This window comes from Rhizobium sp. CFBP 13726, assembly GCF_014841925.1.
Taxonomy (GTDB): domain Bacteria; phylum Pseudomonadota; class Alphaproteobacteria; order Rhizobiales; family Rhizobiaceae; genus Neorhizobium; species Neorhizobium soli.
Genome location: NZ_JACYUU010000003.1, coordinates 180,917 through 197,879, shown reverse-complemented (window position 1 = coordinate 197,879; position 16,963 = coordinate 180,917). Strand labels below are relative to the sequence as shown.

The following is a 16,963-nucleotide window of genomic DNA, read 5'->3' as shown; positions in this document are numbered from 1 at the left end:
TTTTCAGACATCTCAGGAGGATATTTCATGGATCGCAGACGTTTCCTGCACAATGCTACCACTGCCGGCATCGGCGCCGCGGCTGCCGCGTTGGCCACGCCGGCAATCGCCCAGGAGCGTCCGAAGATCACCTGGCGGCTGACCTCGTCCTTTCCAAAGAGCCTGAACATCATCTTCGATGCGGCGACCCAGATTGCCAACAGCGTCAAGAACTCGACGGACGGCAATTTCACCATCCAGACCTATGGCGCCGGTGAACTGGTGCCGGCTCTGCAGGCCGCCGATGCGGTTGCCAACGGCACGGTCGAGATGGCGCATACATGCTCCTATTATTACATCGGCCAGGATCCAGCCTTTGCGCTCGGTACCGCCATTCCGTTCGGCCTCAATGCCCGCATGACGAATGCCTGGTTCCTGAACGGCGGCAACGACCTGATCAACGAGTTCCTGGCGCCCCGCGGCCTTTATGCGCTGCCGGCCGGCAATAGCGGCACGCAGATGGGCGGCTGGTTCCGCAAGGAGATTAACACGATCGACGACCTGAAGGGTCTGAAGATGCGCATTGCCGGCCTGGCCGGCCAGGTGATGCAGAAGGTCGGCGTGACGCCCCAGCAGATTGCCGGCGGCGATGTCTATGCAGCGCTCGAAAAGGGCACGATCGATGCGACCGAATTCGTCGGTCCGTATGACGATCAGAAGCTCGGCTTCGTCAAGGTCGCCAAATACTACTACTACCCGGCATGGTGGGAAGGCGGCCCGGCCATGCATGCCTTCTTCAACCTCGAAAAATTCAACAGCCTGCCGAAGAGCTACCAGCAGATCCTGACCGATGCCTGCGCGGCAGCCAACATGAGCATGCTTGCCAATTACGACGCCCATAACGCTGTCGCTTTGAAGAAGCTGGTTGGCGAAGGCGCGATCCTGAAAGCGTTCAACCGCGACATTCTGGATGTGTGTTTCAAGGCCGCGATAGAAACCTATGCCGAGCTTTCCCAGAAGAGCCCGGCCTTCAAGAAGATCTACGATCACCAGCAGGCGTTCAAGAAGGATTCCTATCTCTGGGCGCAGGTGGCAGAATACAGCTACGACACGTTCATGATGATGCAGCAGCGGGCAGGCACGCTCTAAGCATCCGACCAAACGACGAAAGCCCCGCGCGCGACGGGGCTTTCAAAACTTTTTAGAGCTTCGGCCTATCTCTTCAGATGGGCCTGTATGACCTTAGCTACCGGTGTTGGGGCGATTGCTGCCGACATTGGTATTTGTCGACGCGGTCTTCCCGTCGGCGGTCTGGCCGTAATAGGTACCACCGAGGTGGCCGCCGGAACTGGTGTTTTCCACCTGGCGTTCTGCGCGCTTTACGGTCTGTTCTACGTCACTCTTGCTCATAATGTCCTCCAGCTTTTGGGGTGGTGACGGTGTTTCCAACTCAACTCTCAAAGATCTGTTCCCGAAAAACCGACATCTCGCTTGACGACAACATAATCCGATCCCATTTGGAAACGATCATTTCCTAATTAGGCAATCCGCTATGACGACCGAAACCCTCACCGATACAGCGCGAATGGCAGGCCGCCCGCGCGAGTTCGAAATCGAGGCGGCGCTGGACAAAGCGATCGTCGTGTTTTCCGAGCAGGGTTATCACGCGACGTCGATTGCGGACCTCAAGGACGCGATGGGGCTGACGGCCGGAAGTCTCTACAAGGCTTTCAAAGACAAGAAGGCGATCTTTCTCGCCTCCTTTGATCGCTACAAGCAGGTGCGCAACGCAGCTCTTGCGGAGGCAATATCGGCTGGCGGCAACGGCCGCGACCGCATGCGTCTTGCGCTGCATCACTATGCAAACTCGGCGCATGGCGAGCTAGGCCGACGCGGATGCCTCGTCGTCGGCGCTGCCGTCGAACTTGCGCTTTTCGATCTCGAAACGGATCAGCGCGTGAAACTATCGCAAGCCCGGATTGAAGGTCTGTTCGAAAACCTGGTTCGGGAGGGCCAGGCGGACGGATCGATTTCGGATCGGAGCGATCCCGAGGTGACGGCGCAGTTCTTCTACGCCGTGATCCAGGGACTGCGGATCGCGGGAAAGGCCGGACAGGGCCAGGAACGCGCCATCGCCACCGTGGAAACCGCGCTCAGAATTCTCGACTGACAGCACGTCTGTTTTCTCCCTCCCCTTTTCTCCTCCCAAGAGCCAGCCATGACATCCCCAGTTTCTTCTCCCGCTCGTCGGGCTTCGCCGGACGCCGAAACGGCGGCCACATCGCCAAGCGCAGCGCCCACCCTCTCCCCGGTAATGGCCTTCACCATGGCCGCCGCGGCCGGTCTGATCGCCGCCAACCTTTATTATGCGCAGCCGCTTGCAGGCCCGATTGCCGCATCGATCGGCCTTTCCGAAAGCGCCACCGGCCTGATCGTGACGCTGACGCAGATCGGCTATGGTCTCGGCCTGCTGTTCATGGTGCCGCTCGGTGATCTCGTCGAGAACCGCCGGCTGATCATCCTGATGATTTCCGCCACGAGCGTTGCCCTGATCGCGGCCGGGCTTTCGACGACGCCGCTTCCCTTCCTCGCGGCATCGCTTGCGATCGGCATCACCTCCACTGCGGTCCAGATGATCGTGCCGTTTGCTGCAAACCTTGCACCGGAAGAGAGCCGAGGCCGGGTGGTCGGAAACATCATGAGCGGGCTGATGATCGGCATCATGATGGCGCGGCCGGTCGCGAGCTTTATCGCGGGCTTCTCGTCGTGGCATACGGTGTTCTTCCTGTCGGCTGCGGTGATGGTTGCCGTCGGTCTGGTGCTGTCCGTCCGCCTGCCGAGACGCATGCCGAAGACGACACTCCGCTATCCGGGCCTGATCGCGTCGATGGGACGGATCTATACGACGCAGCCGCTTTTGCGCCGACGGTCCTTCTACCAGTTCGCCCAGTTCTTCGCGTTCAGCCTGTTCTGGACGGTGACGCCGCTGCTGCTGGCAGGGCCCGCTTTCCAGCTGGGACAGGGCGCCATCGCAATCTTCGCGCTTGTCGGCGTCGCCGGTGCCGTTGCGTCTCCGATCGCCGGACGGTTGGCCGACCGCGGACTTGGCAGGCCGGCAACCGCCTTCGGCATCCTCGCCGTCGTTGCCGCCTTCCTGATGACGCATATTGCGCCTGAAGGTTCGACCATTGCGCTGATGATGCTGGGTCTGGCTGCCATCGCGCTCGATTTCGGCGTGTCGATGACGCTGGTGATCGGCCAGCGATCAATCTACGGCCTTGATGCAGAGCTGCGCAGCCGTTTGAACGGCCTGTTCATGGCAACCTTCTTTGTCGGCGGAGCACTGGGTTCGGCAATCGGCGCCTGGGCCTATGCGCAAGGCGGCTGGCTTGCCGCATCGGCGATCGGCCTCGCCCTGCCGGCCGCAGCCTTTGCTTATTTCCTCACGGAAAAACGATGACGAGATATGGCCCGCGTGTTTTGCGGGCCACTCATGGCGCTTACCCGATCCGCTTGTAAAACAGCGTCGTGCCGCAGAGGCCGCCTTGCGGCCACAGGGCGTAGTCGGGAATGACGCCGACGCGTTCCCAGCCGAACCGGGGATAGATGCGTTCCGCGTCGCTGCCGGTTGCGGTGTCCAGCACCAGAAGCGTGCGTCCCTGCCGTGCAGCTTCCGCTTCGACGGCCTCCATCAGCTTGCGCGAAAGGCCAAGGCCGCGGGCATCGTGATGGACGAGGAGTTTCATCAGGTCGCCCCGATGCGGCTGGTTCGGCTTCGACGCAAGACCGATCTGGACGGTGCCGACCGCCCGCCCCTCGACCTCTGCGACAGCCAGAATGATGGCACCCTTTTCCACCTCGTCTGCGATACCATTCCAGTATCCGGTGGCATCCTCAGGCGCGAATGGCAGCATGAAGCCCAGCGATGCGCCGCCATTGATGCAGTCGGACAGGATGTCACTGAGATCGGGGATCGCCTCGCGGGTGGCGTCGGCATCGAGAATACGGATGGTCGGGGTCATTGTTTGCTCCTGTGGCGGTCAGCGGCCGCGGTTGAGGATCACCGCGTAGCGGGCGGGGCGATCACTCGGATTGTGGAATTCGAAGGCGTCGCCGATATCCATGAACAGGCAGTCGCCGGGCATGAGACGGTGGGTCACGTCCGGAAGCACCATGTTCAGTTCCCCCTCGAACAGCCAGACATGCTGGGTCATGATCCGGCTTTCCTCCCGCGGCGGAAAACTCACACGTGCGCCGGCCGGAAATTCCACCTCGACGATATCGACCGGTGTCGGCATGCCTGGCGGCGAGACGGAGCGACGCAGATATCCGGTCGTCGGGTCGCGCCACAGCCTTTGCTCGGTCTTCTTCGACAGAGGTGATGATGACGGCTCGTCTGGCGCAAAGAAGGTGGAGAGGCTTTGACCCAAGCCTTCGCAGAGCCGTGCCAGAAGCGCCGCCGTCGGGCTCGCCTCCGCCCGTTCTATGCGCGAGATCATCGCTCGGCTGACACCGGACCGCAGCGACAGTTCGTCCAACGTCAGTCCTGCGGAAGCCCGCAGCGCCTTCAGCCTTTCGCCAATTGCCAGTTCGATTTCGCCGTCTAAATTTTCCATCATCAAAGATATAAATTCTCTTTTAATGGAATCAAGCGAATTGCGAAGGCCGGATGAATTTTACAGGTGATGGCGTTTCCGCGATAGCGAATGTCCTATTCGATACGCTATGGATCGTCGACCAAGGCAGCCGCGACGGAAGCGCCGAGGGTCCACTAAAATCAGGGATTTCGCAATGAACGGACAAGCGGCTGTCTCGCCCTTTTCAATCGCCAGCATCGTCGTCTCGATGACGATCGCCGCGATCGGAAGCGGCATCATGTTCGCCTATGTGCCGTTCATGCTGACAAGGTCGGAAACGCCCTGGGCGGCAGGTGCTGCGGTGACGGCCGTCGCATTCGGCGGGCTCGTCGGTTGCGTGCTCGGCGGACCGCTGATCAAGCGCGTTGGACATGCGCGGCTGTTTGCCTGCTCGATGGCAATGGTCATCATTGCAGCCGTGCTGATTGCCGCCGACCTTCCGGCCTATATCTGGATTTTTGCACGCGGCATTTATGGCGCCGCTGCCAACGTCAACTTCATCATCGCCCAGAGCTGGCTCAATCACGCTGCCTCCAACGAGTGGCGCGGTAAGGCGATGTCGTTCTTCTACATGGCCTATGTTCTGGGCCTCGGCTGCGGCAACTGGATCTTCGGCCAGATCCCGACCGACGGCAATCTTGCGCCGTTGGCGGTGGTTTTCTTTACCGCGCTTGCGATCCTGCCAATCGGGCTGACCCGCCTGCCGAACCCGCCGGCCCCGGCGCGCGTCAATGTCGATATCAAGATGGCCTGGAAGATCTCGCCGGTCGGGCTGGTCGGCGTGCTTGCCTCGGGCGGTCTTTCGATGGTGGTGCAGGGCTTCCTGCCGATCTATGCCTCGACCAACAACGTGTCGCAGACCGATGTCGCGATGCTGATGTTCGTGATGCAGACCGGGCTTTTGTTCGTGCAGTATCCGCTCGGCATCCTGTCGGACCGGATGGACCGACGCTATGTGCTTCTAATCACCTGCGTGCTCATCGTGTTTGCCGGTTTCGGAGCGTTTTTCTCCTCCTTCTCGCATCTCTATCTCCTGATGATCATGTTCCTGATCTTCGGGGGTTCTGTCGAGACGGTGTATTCGGTGGCAAACGCCCACGCCAACGACCGCGCCGACCCCGGCGATTTCGTGCCGCTCTCCTCGACCCTTCTCGTTGCATGGTCGACGGCCGCGACGATCGTGCCGCTCGCGGTCACGATGCTGACACCTACTCTCGGCGGAAAAACCTTCATCGTCGCGGCGATGGCGGTGGCTGTCGTCTATGGCCTGTTCGTGCTGCAGCGCCTGAAAGAACGCGGTCCGGCACCCGAGGCGGAGCGTGAGAGCCATGAAGTGCGCAGCGCCCAGCTTCCCAATGCAGCGGCGCTGACCGAACCCGGCGCCGTAAATCCCGGAAATTAACGCCTTTCATCCTCAACGAAAGGTTATCTTCCCTCTTTGCGGCAGACACGGGCGCTGCTATATGCGCGAGCCATGAGCACCAATTCCCGCACGCCGCTTGACCATATCCGCAATTTCTCGATCGTGGCCCATATCGACCACGGCAAATCGACTCTCGCCGACCGTCTGATCCAGACGACCGGCGGCCTTGCCGAACGCGACATGTCCGAGCAGGTTCTCGATTCGATGGATATCGAGCGCGAGCGCGGCATCACCATCAAGGCACAGACCGTGCGCCTGCACTACAAGGCGAACAACGGCGAGACCTACGTTCTCAACCTGATCGACACGCCCGGCCACGTCGACTTCGCCTACGAAGTGTCGCGTTCGCTGTCGGCCTGCGAAGGTTCGCTGCTGGTCGTCGATGCGTCACAGGGCGTCGAAGCGCAGACGCTTGCCAACGTCTATCAGGCGATCGACAACAATCACGAGATCGTCACGGTCCTCAACAAGATCGACCTGCCGGCCGCCGAGCCCGACCGCATCCGCGACCAGATCGAGGAAGTGATCGGCATCGACGCCAGCCAGGCCGTGCTGATCTCGGCAAAGACCGGCCTCGGCATTCCCGACGTTCTGGAAGCCATCGTCCACCAGCTGCCCCCGCCGAAGAGCGAGATGGGCGACAAGGGTCCGCTGAAGGCGCTGCTGGTCGACAGCTGGTACGACACCTATCTCGGCGTCATGGTTCTCGTTCGCATCCTTGATGGCGTGCTGACCAAGGGCCAGACCATCCGCATGATGGGCACCGATGCCAAGTATCAGGTGGAACGCGTCGGCGTTCTGACGCCGAAGATGCTGGCCGTCGATAGTCTCGGCCCGGGCGAGATCGGTTTCTTCACCGGCTCGATCAAGGAAGTGGCCGATACGCGCGTCGGCGATACCATTACCGAAGACAAGAAGCCGACCGCCAAGGCACTTCCGGGCTTCAAGCCTGCGCAGCCGGTCGTGTTCTGCGGCCTGTTCCCGGTCGATGCGGCCGATTTCGAAGACCTGCGTGCCGCGATGGGCAAGCTGCGCCTCAACGACGCTTCGTTCTCGTTCGAGATGGAATCGTCTGCGGCTCTGGGCTTCGGTTTCCGTTGCGGCTTCCTCGGACTGCTGCATCTCGAAATCATCCAGGAGCGTCTGGAACGCGAGTTCAACCTCGATCTGATCGCAACCGCGCCTTCGGTGGTCTATCAGCTGACCATGACCGACGGTTCCGAGCGCGAGCTGCACAACCCGGCCGACATGCCTGATGTCGTCAAGATCTCGGAAATCCGCGAACCTTGGATCAAGGCGACGATCCTGACGCCGGACGACTATCTCGGCGGCATCCTGAAGCTTTGCCAGGATCGGCGCGGCATCCAGACCGAGCTCACCTATGTGGGCAAGCGCGCCATGCTGACCTACGAACTGCCGCTCAACGAAGTGGTGTTCGATTTCTACGACCGCCTGAAGTCGATCTCCAAGGGTTATGCCTCGTTCGATTACCACCTGCACGGCTATCAGGAGGGCAACCTCGTAAAGATGTCGATCATGGTGAATGGCGAGCCTGTCGACGCGCTGTCGATGCTGGTGCACCGGACTGCTGCCGAAAAGCGAGGCCGCGACATGTGCGAGAAGCTGAAGGATCTGATCCCAAGGCACATGTTCAAGATCCCGATCCAGGCAGCCATCGGCGGCAACGTGATTGCCCGCGAGACGATTTCTGCGATGCGCAAGGACGTGACGGCGAAGTGCTACGGCGGCGACGCCACCCGCAAGCGCAAGCTGCTCGACAAGCAGAAGGAAGGCAAGAAGCGCATGCGGCAGTTCGGCAAAGTCGACATTCCGCAGGAAGCATTCATTGCAGCGCTGAAGATGAAAGACGATTGATTTGCACAGGGGCTGGTTCGAAAGAACCGGCCCTTTTACTCGCCGAATGCTCGGTCAGCCGGATCATTTCGGGACAGGAATCAAAAGATCTGGGCCGGACCGCAATAAACGAACATATCGCGCCGTCCAAAGTTTGATAATCTGCAAAAATTGCTTTGAAAACCGCCGATTGACGGCATATTACCGGCGCCTATTCCATCACACGCATTTGGTGACGTCATGAACTATCAGGTCGTATCCGCGCATTGGCCTATTGGCGGAGGCGAGACCGGCGAGCTCATACGCCAGTTCGACTGGACGAAGACGTCTCTCGGGCTGATCAAAGACTGGCCTTCGCATCTGCGGATCAAGGTCAACTCGATGGTCAATTCGCCGATCCCGCAGGTTTTGATGTGGGGCGACGACCATGTGATGATCTACAATGACGGCTACAAGGAGATTGCCGGGGATTATCATCCACGCGCGCTCGGTGACAAGGTTTCCGCTGTCTGGCCGGAAATCTGGGAATGGAACAAGACAATCCTTGAAGCCGGCTTTCGGGGAGAGGTCCAGTCCTTCCGCGACCAAGTCATGGTGCTGAACCGTCATGGATCGCCTGAGGATGTCGTCTTCGACCTGTTCTACACGCCGATCTACGACGAAACCGGCAAGGTAGACGGTGTCCTGTGCACGGTGCTTGAAAACACCGAGAAGGTGCACGCGCTGAACGCCTTGGCTCAGAGCCAGGAAGAGCTCAGCCGCCTTACCAACGCGCTCCCCATCCTCGTCGGGTTCCTCGACCGCGACCATGTCTATCGCTTCGCCAATGACGGTTATCAGGAGTGGTTCGGACTAGCCGCCAGCGACGTGATTGGCAAGCATGCCGCGGAGGTGATCGGCAACGCCTATTACGCTGCCCGCATACCATTGCTTCAAAAAGCGCTCTCCGGCGAACGGGTGATCACGGACACGGTGATCAAACGTCCTGACGGAGAAGAACGGACAGCCGAAATCCGCTACGTTCCGCGCTTTACCTCCAAGGGTGAGATCGACGGCATCTATGTGCTGATCATCGATATCGAGGACCGCAAACAATCCGAGAACGCACTTCGTCGCAGCAATGAACGGTTCCGGGCCGCGGTCGCGGCCATCCATGGCGTGCTGTGGACCAACACCGCCGACGGCCGGATGCTGGGCGAACAGACGGCCTGGGCCACGCTGACCGGCCAGCGTTTCGAGGAATACCAGGACTACGGCTGGGCAGATGCCGTGCATCCCGACGATCGGGAAGGTTCGGTCGCCAGCTGGCAGGCAGCCGTCGCGTCCAAATCCACCTATGTCTGGGAACATCGCGTCCGCCGCCATGACGGCCTCTATCGTACCTTTGCCATCCGCGGCGTGCCGATCATCGGTTCCTCGGGCGACATCGAGGAATGGGTCGGTGTCCATACCGATATCACCGAGCAGCGGGAAGCCGAATCGAACCTGCAGGACCATGCCAGCAACCTGGAGCGGCAGGTCCGCCACCGCCTGCGGGCAGAGGAACAGCTAAGACAGCTGAACGAAAGCCTGGAAGCGCGCGTCGAATCGGAGATCGCGGAGAGGCGCCAGGCCGAACGGGCATTGCAGCAGGCGCAGAAGATGGAATCGATCGGTCAGCTGACCGGGGGCGTTGCGCATGACTTCAACAACCTGTTGCAGGTCGTTGCCGGCAATCTTCAGCTCCTGGCCAAGGACATTGTCGGCAATGCACAGGCGGAACGGCGTGTCGGCAATGCGCTTGCCGGCGTCAGCCGCGGTGCAAAGCTTGCCAGCCAGTTGCTGGCTTTCGGCCGCCGGCAGGCGCTGGAGCCACGCGTCATCAACATCAGCCGCTTTATTGCCGGAATGGACGATCTGCTGCGCCGGTCGCTCGGTGAGGCGGTTGAGGTCGAGGTAATTGCCAGCGGCGGGCTCTGGAACACCTATGCCGACCCGACGCAGGTCGAAAACGCGCTTCTGAACCTCGCAATCAACGCACGTGATGCGATGGAGGGGTCCGGCAAGTTGACGGTTGAGGTGGGTAACGCCTTTCTCGACCAGGATTACGCCCGCACCCATGTTGAAGTCACGCCCGGTCAATACGTGATGCTGGCCGTGACGGACACGGGCGCCGGCATGGCGCCAGATATTCTCGATAAAGTGTTCGAGCCGTTCTTTTCCACCAAGCCAGAGGGCAAGGGAACCGGATTGGGACTGTCCATGGTCTACGGCTTCGTCAAGCAGTCCGGCGGGCATGTGAAGATCTACAGCGAGGTGAACGAGGGCACGACCGTGAAGGTCTACCTGCCGCGGTCCGTCGCCGATGAGGACCGCGAAGTGGTCGTCCAGGCCGGCCCGGTCGTCGGCGGCTCGGAAACCGTGCTGGTCGTGGAAGACGACGAGGCGGTACGCAACACCGTTTTCGAGACGCTGACCGATCTCGGCTACCGCGTCCTGACGGCAAAGGATGCACAGGCCGGCCTCAACGTGGTCGAGAGCGGCATTCCAATCGACGTCATCTTTACCGACGTCGTGATGCCGGGCCCTCTGAAGAGCCGCGAAATGGCGCGTCGCGCAAAGGAGCGCCTGCCGCATCTCGCGGTGCTATTCACCTCCGGCTACACTGAAAATTCCATCGTCCACGGCGGCATTCTGGATGCCGGTGTCGAGCTCTTGTCCAAACCCTATACCCGCGAGGCTTTGGCGCGCCGTATTCGCCATGTCATCGCCAACCAGAAGCAGGTGGACCAGGCGACCGCCCCCAGGGCGGAAACAGTCAAGCCCGTTGCCGAAGTTGCCGCCGCGACGCCAAAAACGCTGACGATCCTGCTGGTCGAAGACGACTTTCTGATCCGGGGAAACACGGCCGAGATGCTTGCCGAACTCGGCCATCAGGTAATCGAGGCTGGGACAGGAAAAGAAGCGCTGGTCGAGCTCGAAAGCAATTCGATCGATGTCCTGATCACCGATATCGGCCTGCCGGATACAGTCGGCGGTGATCTGGCGGTGCGTGCCGTGGCGGAAAAGCCCGACCTGACCGTCGTGTTCGCAACGGGAGAGAGCCACAAGCCGGACAACGCGCCACCCGGCTCCCGCCTTCTGCAGAAGCCTTATAACGAGATGGACCTTGCGGCGGTTCTGGCAGGCGTCAACGCGGGTTCGTAGTACGGATCCCCGCATGGCCGGGGCCTGTTGCCTGCATCACGCCCCGGCGCCTTCAATGTTTCGCCGGGAGGAAGGGATGCGGAAGGTCCGCCGGTGTGATCCAGACGCAGCCGTCGAATGCCACTTCCCCATGGTCCAGTTTGCGGCTGGCGATCGTCTCCATCAGGGAGAGCTTTGATCGCACGCTGCCGATTCCGTCATCGTTGAGGACCCGGACCGCCTGGCAGGTGGGGCCATCCCGCATCACGATTAACGTATGATGGCTGTTCTCGACGATTTTGTTTTCGATGGTAACGAGCTTCATGCTCTCTCCTTCGACTGACGGATGGGGTTGAGGCGTCATCGAAGGGTCGGCAAATTTGGTTAACAAAGGGTTAACGACGCGGGGGGCGTCCCCCGCAAACGAAAAACCGCCCGTCCTTGCGGACGAGCGGTTCGATCGATGGTCTTTCCCTGCCTGTTACGGCTGGGTCGTACCGCCTGTTGCCGGTGCAGCAGGAGGCGGTGCGGCCGGAGCAGGTGCGGCTGGCGTTGCCGGAGCAGGTGCTGCCGGTTCCGTGACAGCAGGCGGCGTTGCGGTCGAGGATGTCGTGGCAGGATCGGTGGTCGAGCCACCCATCTGCGACCAGACAAACGCGCCGACGACGATAACTGCCAGAATGGCTACCCAGCCCATCCAGGAAGAGCTTTTGCGCGTCTCCGGGGTGGTGCGAAGGTCAGGGCGGGTGTTATTCGAGTTTGGATCGTAAGCCATGTTTGTTTCCTCCGTTTCAGCAGAGACAATGCGACCACAGGGAATTTGTTCCAAAGATCTGCGGATCGGACATTGTGTCTGCGCTAAAACCTTACGTTGGAATGCGGCAGACGAACGTTCAAACCGTCAAACGGTGGCGGTTGTACCGTCTTCGGTTGTGGCACCAGGCGCATTCTTCTTGATCGATTCGATCGCGTTGATTGCCGACGCTTTCTGCTTGTATCCTTCAGAGATAAACATCGTTTCGCCGTTCGACGCTTTGAAGCGGAAACGGAACTCGCCAGTCTTGTCCTTGTAGACCTGAAACTTGTACAATTTAGCCTCCCTCAGCTGACCCTAAACAAGAAGATGCCACTGGATAAGGGATGGAACAAGAGGGATATGCGCCTGCCATGAAGGAAACGGATTTGAACAAAGAGCGTGTCGGTATCGTCGGTCTTGGACGGATGGGAAGCGCCATGGCGACGCGCCTTGCACAACAGGGCTTCACTGTCACCGGATGGAGCCGAAGCGACGCTTTTGGTGCGCGGCAGAGGGCTCTCGGCATTGATGCCGTTGAAGACCTTTCCTCCCTAGCAGAGCGTTCCGACGTCATCATTCTTGCCCTGATCGACGATCAGGCGGTGCATGATGTGCTTAACACACTCGCGGCTACGGACCTTACGGGCAAGCTGATCGTCGATACCAGCACGGTCAACCCTATGACTCTGCGGAGCCACCAAGAGGCCATCGGTCGATCGGGTGCCGGCCTCCTCGACGCGCCGATCGCCGGCGGCCCGGAGATGCTGCTTCAGGGAAAGGTCGGGCTTTATATCGGCGGCTCGCCTGAAGACCACGAGCGCTTTCGGCCCGTTGCGGAAACGCTTTCCGACCGTGCGCTGCATGTGGGAAAACTCGGAGATGGCGCATCGGCCAAGCTCGTCAACAACATGATGCTGATGGGACTGTGGCAGAATCTCAAGGAGGCACTGCTGCTAGGCAAGAGCGCCGGCCTCTCTTCAGCGAAGATCCTCGAAATCCTTGCGGGAAGCCCGGCTGCGAGCCCGGCGATGAAGAGCAGGCTTCCTGTCATTTCAGGTGAGACGGACACGGTCGGGTTTCCTGTGTCGGGTGCGGTGAAGGATGCGCGGCTGGTGCGAGATTTCGCAAAGGAGCTCGGGATCTCCATCCCTGCGATCTCGGCGTCGCTTGCAAGCTTCGAGGCGGCGCTCGCCGCAGGCTATGGCGCCGCAGACCTTGCGACCATGGTCAAACTGGTTGCCGACGCGGATTAAACAGGAGTTCAGTTGCATGACCGACAAACCGCATATCACCATTTTATACTGCACCCAGTGCAACTGGCTGCTACGGGCCGGCTGGATGGCGCAGGAACTGCTGCAGACATTCGGTGATTCGCTGGGCGAGGTCGGGCTTATCCCAGGCACCGGCGGTGCATTCGAAATCCGCATCGACGGCGCGTTGATCTGGGAGCGCAAACGCGATGGCGGTTTTCCTGGTCCCCAGGAATTGAAGCAGCGGGTTCGCGATATCCTCGACCCCGACCGGGACCTTGGCCATATCGACCGACACCAAGCCAAAACCGAAGTCGACACCGCGGGTTAGGACGGTTTTTGAAAGTTTTTCGGGGCCTGACATGAAAACTTCAAAAACCCTGTTGACTTGACCCGGTGTCCCTCGTACATCGCTCTCCGTCGCCCAGATGGCGGAATTGGTAGACGCGCCAGCTTCAGGTGCTGGTACCCGAAAGGGTGTGGAGGTTCGAGTCCTCTTCTGGGCACCATTCCCATTTAGAAATATGCAGTTAGCTCGTGTGTGAGATCCTCACACGCGGCTTTTCTGCTGTTGAAATTTTCGGATCTCAAGTAGTTCCTGCGGGTGGAATGAACGCGTAAACACCTCCGCTCTACTTCGGAAGATGCCGCGGGTTGATGCCTGGGACCCAGTGCGTATTCGGCATCTGCGTGCCCGTATAGCGAATGCCGTTGTTCGTTTCGCAGTGATACAGCCGCCGCGGCACGTCATCCCAGAAGCGGGCGCCCTGCCCTGACCTCAGTTCCGAGACGTAGCCGATATCACTGGTGCATGAGTAGGAATCGGGATCCGACTTGACGAGGCTCTCCGTCGGTTTCACGCCGGGCAGGTTCTTGAAGAAGGTCTGGGGCGACTGGGTGAACACGTCGCCTTCCGCAGCCATCGTGTCATCAGGAACAAGGGCCGTTACGACGACCCCCATCAGCATCGCGGCTGGTAAAATCCATGCACCCTTCAGCATTTTTCTGTCCCTGTCGGCACTCTATCGCTTTCACGAAATAAGAGGTGCATCGCCAAGGTGCCAGCGGATGCGATCCCACATTTGCGTGATCGTTGCGCCCGGATCATGGAAAGCGGCGGTAATCTGTCGGCTGTCCATAGAGCCAGCCTATCCGCTCCACAGCGGCTTTGAAATTTTCGCGCGCCACAGTCATCGTGTGGCCGTTGGCGTGGAGCAGGGTTTCCGGGTCTTCCATGATACCGACATGGCCCTTCCAGAAGACGAGATCGCCGCGGCGGAGATCCTCCGCATCGATTCTCTCACCAAAGGCTGCCTGCATGTCGCTGTCACGCGGTACCGATTTGCCGATCATCGCCATCGACAGCTGGACGAGGCCGGAGCAGTCGATGCCGAAGCCTGTTCGGCCGCCCCAGAGATAGGGCGTTTCCAGGAACCGGAGAGCGACCGCGACATAGTCGTCGCCGGCAACTTCCGAGATCGGCAGGCAGTGGTCGGCAATTACGGCGCCGCCGCCGGCCAGCGTGAAATAGTGGGTGCCGCGGGTTTCGCTTTTGCCGACGATCGTCACGCGGCTGCCCATCGACAGTGCGCGAAGCGGCGGCTTGCGCAATTCCGGGCCTGGATAGACGAAGGTGCGCTGCGTCACGATACGGTGCGTCGCCTGCTCGACGACATCGAGCATCACGTCCGGCAGGTAGCCGACATAGCCATCCTGATCGGCCTGGACCCAGACGAAGCCGTCCTTGCGGTCGAAGACGCGCACGGTTTCGCCGAACAGAAGTTGCGTGTCGATTCCACTTTCCAGATTCGGTGAAGGTCGAAGCGGGGCAACGGGCACGGCGATTTGTGCCGCGACGCCCTGCACAAATCGATCGGAATGGACGCGACCTTCGAGCGCCGCATCGGCAAGGTCGGCACGGTAGGCATGGAGGCGTTTGTCGAGATCGGTCATCTTTGTGTGTTCCAAGGTCAGATCGGAGTTATCAGCAGGTTCGTCGCACTATGCGGCAGCCGTGCGGCGGCTTTCACGGATGATGAGGTCGCCGAGATTTTCGAGGTAGAGGGCGCCGGCCACGGTCCGCTTTATCACGACATTGCGGCGATCGCGCTCGTCTCTCACTCGATCGACAAGACCGAGCGCACCCATCGTATCGAGTGCGCGGGTGACTACCGGCTTGGTGACGGCGAGGGTGGCGGCCAAGCCACGCACCGTGTGGGGCGGCGGCACGAGATATATATGCAGGAGGATCGACAACTGGCGCAAGGTGAGATCCCGCTCGTCGCGCTTCACCTGTTCCAGCGAAACGCGATGCCAGAGGCCGAGTGCCTGCGTTGCGGTTAAGTCTGCGGCCATCCCGCCTCCAAGATTGCTTGTGTCGCGTCCATCTTAGGTGCGAGATCTTACCGCTTCGTTTGGCACCGCATCTTCCGCGCCCGCGACCTTACCTCGCCGCCATGTCCTTGATGACCTTGTAGAGCGCCCGGATCGCGAATGCTTCGCCGCCGACGGAGGCATGCGGCTTGTCCGCTGCAACCCAGGCATAGATATCGAAATGCACCCAGCTCTTTGCGGCCGTGACGAAGCGTTTGAGAAACAGCGCCGCGGTAATCGCACCGGCCATGCCGCCGGAAGGCGCGTTCGTGATGTCGGCGGCGCGGGACCGGATGTCCTTGTCGTAGCCCATCCACAAAGGCAGTCGCCACATCGGATCCGCCTGCGATCCTGCTGCTGCCGAAAGTCTGGTGGAAAGATCCTCGTCATCGGTGAAATAGGGGGCGAGTTCGGTGCCGAGCGCGACGCGTGCGGCACCCGTCAGGGTCGCCATGTCGATCAGCAGGTCCGGCGGGGTCTCGTCCGCATAGGCGAGCGCATCGGCCAGCACGAGCCGGCCTTCCGCATCGGTATTGTCGATCTGGACGGTGATGCCCTTGCGGCTCTTGTAGATGTCGCCGGGACGGAAGGCGTTGGATGAGATCGAGTTTTCGACCGCGGGGACAAGAACCTGAAGATCGATCGCCAGGCCTGCATCCATGATCATCAGCGCAAGACCCATGACATTGGCGGCACCGCCCATATCCTTCTTCATCAGCGCCATGTTGGCGGCGCCCTTGATGTCGAGACCGCCGGTATCGAAGCATACGCCTTTGCCGACAAGCGTGACTCGCGGATCGCCCTTCTTGCCCCAGCGCATCTCGAGGAGACGCGGCTGCGAGGCGCTGGCGCGACCGACCGTGTGGATGAGCGGGAAGTTCTGTGTCAGCAGGTCATCACCGACGATCGTGGTGACGGTTGCGCCGTACTGCGCGCCGAGCGCCCGGAAGGCTGCGTCCAGTTCGTCCGGCCCCATCTCGTTGGTCGGGATGTTGACGAGATCGCGGGCGAGGAACACACCGGCAAGCTGGCGCTCGAGATCTGCCGCATCCGCAGAAGCTCCAATGGCGAGGCGGACATCCTTCGACTTTTCAGTCTTGTAACGGCTGAAGCAATAGCTGCCGAGACCAAATCCGAGCGCGAACTGCTCGGGCGAGACGCCCTCGCCTTCCAGATGCCAATCACCTGGCGGAAGCAGCTTTGACAGCTTTCCCGCGACGAACGGTTGCTCCGACGCGTTCTTGCCCAGTCCGAACAGCGCGCCGGCGACGCCGCCGTTCTTGCCCGGCAGCAAGGTGAATGCGCCGGCTTCGGCCTTGAAGCCTGCAGCCTTCGCCCAGTCGGTGACCGCCGCGTCGAGACGACCGTTCTCCAGATCCGCGGGCGTGACGGCGTGGACGGGCCGGGTCGTAGCGCCCTTCTGGCTGAACAATGCTGGACGGACGGTATGCTGGTATGGGGTCATGGCAACCTTCGCAAGGATCTG

18 protein-coding genes and 1 tRNA gene are annotated in these 16,963 nt (G+C 60.6%); 9 read left to right on the top strand and 10 right to left on the bottom strand.

The features are described 5' to 3' along the window. The first annotated feature begins 27 nt into the window (after positions 1–27). A complete protein-coding gene (locus IFT66_RS14965; RefSeq protein WP_192078098.1) occupies positions 28–1,128 on the top strand; it encodes a TRAP transporter substrate-binding protein in 1,101 nt (366 codons plus the stop codon). A gap of 93 nt (positions 1,129–1,221) precedes the next feature. Here the strand turns inward: IFT66_RS14965 and IFT66_RS14960 are convergent, their stop codons facing one another. Then, a complete protein-coding gene (locus tag IFT66_RS14960) occupies positions 1,222–1,389 on the bottom strand; it encodes a hypothetical protein (protein ID WP_165699867.1) in 168 nt (55 codons plus the stop codon). A gap of 142 nt (positions 1,390–1,531) precedes the next feature. Between IFT66_RS14960 and IFT66_RS14955 the strand changes: the two genes are divergently transcribed. Further along, positions 1,532–2,149 (top strand): TetR/AcrR family transcriptional regulator, encoded by a 618-nt coding sequence (locus tag IFT66_RS14955; RefSeq protein WP_192078097.1) that lies wholly within the window; start codon positions 1,532–1,534, stop codon positions 2,147–2,149. Between the two features lie 48 nt (positions 2,150–2,197). After that, positions 2,198–3,439: an MFS transporter gene (locus IFT66_RS14950; RefSeq protein ID WP_192078096.1), complete on the top strand. Its 1,242-nt coding sequence runs from the start codon at positions 2,198–2,200 to the stop codon at positions 3,437–3,439. 40 nt (positions 3,440–3,479) lie between these two features. On the opposite strand, the gene IFT66_RS14945 is transcribed toward IFT66_RS14950, so the two are convergent. Both IFT66_RS14945 and IFT66_RS14940 read right to left on the bottom strand, forming a co-directional pair. Continuing rightward, complete coding sequence (locus tag IFT66_RS14945) at positions 3,480–4,001, bottom strand: GNAT family N-acetyltransferase (RefSeq protein WP_062578715.1); 522 nt, start codon at positions 3,999–4,001, stop codon at positions 3,480–3,482. Between the two features lie 18 nt (positions 4,002–4,019). Further along, on the bottom strand, positions 4,020–4,598 hold the full coding sequence (locus tag IFT66_RS14940; RefSeq protein ID WP_062578713.1) for a helix-turn-helix domain-containing protein: 579 nt from the start codon (positions 4,596–4,598) through the stop codon (positions 4,020–4,022). Positions 4,599–4,770: 172 nt separating this feature from the next. Between IFT66_RS14940 and IFT66_RS14935 the strand changes: the two genes are divergently transcribed. The 3 genes from IFT66_RS14935 to IFT66_RS14925 all read left to right on the top strand — a co-directional run bounded on the left by IFT66_RS14935 (position 4,771) and on the right by IFT66_RS14925 (position 11,079). Continuing rightward, positions 4,771–6,018 (top strand): MFS transporter, encoded by a 1,248-nt coding sequence (locus tag IFT66_RS14935; protein ID WP_192078095.1) that lies wholly within the window; start codon positions 4,771–4,773, stop codon positions 6,016–6,018. Between the two features lie 72 nt (positions 6,019–6,090). Next, a complete protein-coding gene (gene lepA / locus IFT66_RS14930) occupies positions 6,091–7,914 on the top strand; it encodes a translation elongation factor 4 (RefSeq protein WP_062454104.1) in 1,824 nt (607 codons plus the stop codon). 219 nt (positions 7,915–8,133) lie between these two features. After that, complete coding sequence (locus IFT66_RS14925; protein WP_192078094.1) at positions 8,134–11,079, top strand: PAS domain-containing protein; 2,946 nt, start codon at positions 8,134–8,136, stop codon at positions 11,077–11,079. 52 nt (positions 11,080–11,131) lie between these two features. Here IFT66_RS14925 and IFT66_RS14920 read toward each other — a convergent pair whose 3' ends face one another. The 3 genes from IFT66_RS14920 to IFT66_RS14910 form a co-directional block, all read right to left on the bottom strand. Then, on the bottom strand, positions 11,132–11,383 hold the full coding sequence (locus IFT66_RS14920; protein ID WP_062454106.1) for a hypothetical protein: 252 nt from the start codon (positions 11,381–11,383) through the stop codon (positions 11,132–11,134). A 156-nt stretch (positions 11,384–11,539) separates the two neighbouring features. Then, positions 11,540–11,833 carry a hypothetical protein gene (locus tag IFT66_RS14915; protein WP_192078093.1) on the bottom strand — a complete coding sequence of 98 codons (294 nt, stop codon included), beginning with the start codon at positions 11,831–11,833 and terminating at the stop codon, positions 11,540–11,542. A 126-nt stretch (positions 11,834–11,959) separates the two neighbouring features. Then, on the bottom strand, positions 11,960–12,148 hold the full coding sequence (locus IFT66_RS14910; RefSeq protein ID WP_062454108.1) for a YegP family protein: 189 nt from the start codon (positions 12,146–12,148) through the stop codon (positions 11,960–11,962). Positions 12,149–12,198: 50 nt separating this feature from the next. Here IFT66_RS14910 and IFT66_RS14905 point away from each other — a divergent pair, with 50 nt between their 5' ends. From IFT66_RS14905 to IFT66_RS14895, 3 genes are all read left to right on the top strand, one after another. After that, positions 12,199–13,107 (top strand): NAD(P)-binding domain-containing protein, encoded by a 909-nt coding sequence (locus IFT66_RS14905; protein ID WP_192078092.1) that lies wholly within the window; start codon positions 12,199–12,201, stop codon positions 13,105–13,107. A 16-nt stretch (positions 13,108–13,123) separates the two neighbouring features. Then, positions 13,124–13,435, top strand: a complete 312-nt coding sequence (locus IFT66_RS14900; protein ID WP_192078091.1) for a SelT/SelW/SelH family protein — start codon at positions 13,124–13,126, stop codon at positions 13,433–13,435. 91 nt (positions 13,436–13,526) lie between these two features. After that, positions 13,527–13,613, top strand: a tRNA-Leu gene (locus tag IFT66_RS14895). 123 nt (positions 13,614–13,736) lie between these two features. Here the strand turns inward: IFT66_RS14895 and IFT66_RS14890 are convergent. From IFT66_RS14890 to IFT66_RS14875, 4 genes are all read right to left on the bottom strand, one after another. Beyond that, positions 13,737–14,105: a hypothetical protein gene (locus IFT66_RS14890; protein WP_192078090.1), complete on the bottom strand. Its 369-nt coding sequence runs from the start codon at positions 14,103–14,105 to the stop codon at positions 13,737–13,739. Between the two features lie 103 nt (positions 14,106–14,208). Beyond that, positions 14,209–15,057, bottom strand: coding sequence for a C40 family peptidase (locus IFT66_RS14885; RefSeq protein WP_192078089.1), 849 nt, complete (start codon positions 15,055–15,057; stop codon positions 14,209–14,211). 48 nt (positions 15,058–15,105) lie between these two features. Then, complete coding sequence (locus IFT66_RS14880) at positions 15,106–15,459, bottom strand: MarR family transcriptional regulator (RefSeq protein WP_184654226.1); 354 nt, start codon at positions 15,457–15,459, stop codon at positions 15,106–15,108. An 88-nt stretch (positions 15,460–15,547) separates the two neighbouring features. After that, positions 15,548–16,942 (bottom strand): leucyl aminopeptidase family protein, encoded by a 1,395-nt coding sequence (locus IFT66_RS14875; protein WP_192078088.1) that lies wholly within the window; start codon positions 16,940–16,942, stop codon positions 15,548–15,550. Positions 16,943–16,963: the final 21 nt, after the last annotated feature.